This window comes from Neisseria sp. P0021.S005 (assembly GCF_051956955.1).
In genome coordinates this window covers 1-1,879 of sequence record NZ_JBQCWY010000598.1, presented here as the reverse complement: position 1 = coordinate 1,879, position 1,879 = coordinate 1, and the positions used below count along the sequence as shown (strand labels likewise).

At 51.4% G+C, this 1,879-nt stretch carries 3 protein-coding genes and 1 pseudogene; all 4 read left to right on the top strand.

Going from position 1 to position 1,879, the window contains the following annotated elements; all coding sequences use genetic code 11:
- Window positions 1-107: 107 nt before the first annotated feature.
- A complete protein-coding gene (gene orn, locus ACTHUE_RS17335; protein ID WP_107792204.1) occupies window positions 108-665 on the top strand; it encodes an oligoribonuclease in 558 nt (185 codons plus the stop codon).
- Between the two features lie 63 nt (window positions 666-728).
- On the top strand, window positions 729-1,151 hold the full coding sequence (gene queD / locus ACTHUE_RS17330; RefSeq protein ID WP_107792205.1) for a 6-carboxytetrahydropterin synthase QueD: 423 nt from the start codon (window positions 729-731) through the stop codon (window positions 1,149-1,151).
- A 73-nt stretch (window positions 1,152-1,224) separates the two neighbouring features.
- Window positions 1,225-1,596, top strand: coding sequence for a DUF1304 domain-containing protein (locus tag ACTHUE_RS17325; protein WP_107792206.1), 372 nt, complete (start codon window positions 1,225-1,227; stop codon window positions 1,594-1,596).
- A gap of 105 nt (window positions 1,597-1,701) precedes the next feature.
- Window positions 1,702-1,879, top strand: a pseudogene (locus tag ACTHUE_RS17320) (7-carboxy-7-deazaguanine synthase QueE); the annotation flags it as partial.

Sequence of the window (1,879 nt, the reverse complement as noted above, 5' to 3'; positions counted from 1 at the left end):
ACGGACGATTATATCAAGAGATTGCACAACTTGTTACAAATGCTTTCAGACGGCCCGAACCTTTATCCTTTATAATACTGCCAACTGAAAACACAAGGCCGTCTGAAATGACCCAAAACGCAAACAATCTCTGCTGGCTCGATATGGAAATGACCGGCCTCAACCCGGAACACGACCGCATTATCGAAGTCGCCATGATCATTACCGACTCCGATTTGAACGTACTGGCGCAATCGGACGTATACGTCATCCATCAAAGCGACGAGTTGCTCAACAGCATGGACGAGTGGAACACCGCCACCCACGGCCGCACCGGCCTGACCCAACGCGTGCGCAAATCCAAACTGACCGAAGCCGAAGTCGAGCAAAACCTGTTGGACTTCATGTCCGCATGGATACCTGAGAAATCGACGCCCATGTGCGGCAACTCCATCCATCAAGACCGCCGCTTCATGGTCAAATACATGCCGCGTTTGGAAGCCTATTTCCACTACCGCAACTTAGACGTATCCACGCTGAAAGAATTGGCCAAACGCTGGAATCCGGCCGTTGCCAAAAGCGTGGTCAAACGCGGTTCGCACAAGGCATTGGACGATATCCTCGAAAGTATCGAAGAAATGCGCCATTATCGCGAGCATTTCCTCAAACTCCCTTCCGAACAATAATCTTAAGGCCGTCTGAAACCGGTTTGACACCGTTCAGACGGCCTCATCGGCTTCCCTCATCTCATGAAAATCACCAAAATCTTTACCTTCGATTCCTCGCACATGCTCGACGGGCATGACGGCAAATGCCAAAACCTGCACGGCCACACCTACAAACTCGAAATCATCGTCTCCGCGCCCGTTATCCAAGGCGGCGCAAAAGACGGCATGGTGATGGACTTTACCGACCTGAAAACCATCGTCAAACAACACATTACCGACCCGTTCGACCATGCCTTCATCTATCACGGCAACAACGAACGCGAAAGCCAAATCGCCGCGCTTTTGGAAAGTTGGAACATGAAAACCCTGCGCCTGCCCTGCCGCACCACAGCCGAAAACATGAGCGTAGAAATGTATGGCCGTCTGAAAAATGCCGGTGTCAAAGTGTGCAGCGTGAAACTATGGGAAACGCCGACGTCGTGTGCGGAATATGAAGGAGACTAAACCAGCATTTTGTATTTTTCAGACGCCCTGTTCCACAAACACACCCATCCGCTAAACATCAAAAGGAATCTTCATGAAAATCATCTCCACCCTCCTCGTCCTCTTCGTCGCTGTCGAACATTTCTACGTCGCCTGGCTCGAAATGACGCAAATCCCAAGCGAAAAAGCGTCAGAGCTGTTCAACATGCCTTACGAATTTATGGAACAAAAGCGCGTGCAAACCCTGTTTTCCAACCAAGGCCTGTACAACGGTTTCCTCGCCATCGGCTTGGTATGGGCGCGCTTTGCCGCACCCGACAACGCGGTTTACGGCGCGACCATCCTGTTCCTCGGCTTTGTCCTCATCGCCGCCGCATGGGGCGCGTTTTCATCCGGCAACAAAGGCATTTTGCTCAAACAAGGCTTGCCGGCATTTTTGGCCGCCGCAGCCGTCATTGCCGCTTAAACACACCAGCCGTTCTTTCCACTCGAACTAACAGAAAGAATGGCTGCCTCAACCGATTTCTTAAAACGCTTCACCACAACAATTAAAACCCCACACCCGACATTCATGACCATTCACATCACGCCGAACAATCCCCAATACCGCATTGTCGAAATCTTTGAAAGCCTGCAAGGCGAAGGCTGGAATACAGGCATGCCCGCCGTTTTCATCCGTTTGGGCAAATGCAATCTCGCGTGCAGCTGGTGCGATACCGACTACCTCAAATTCGGCATGATGAGCCTGT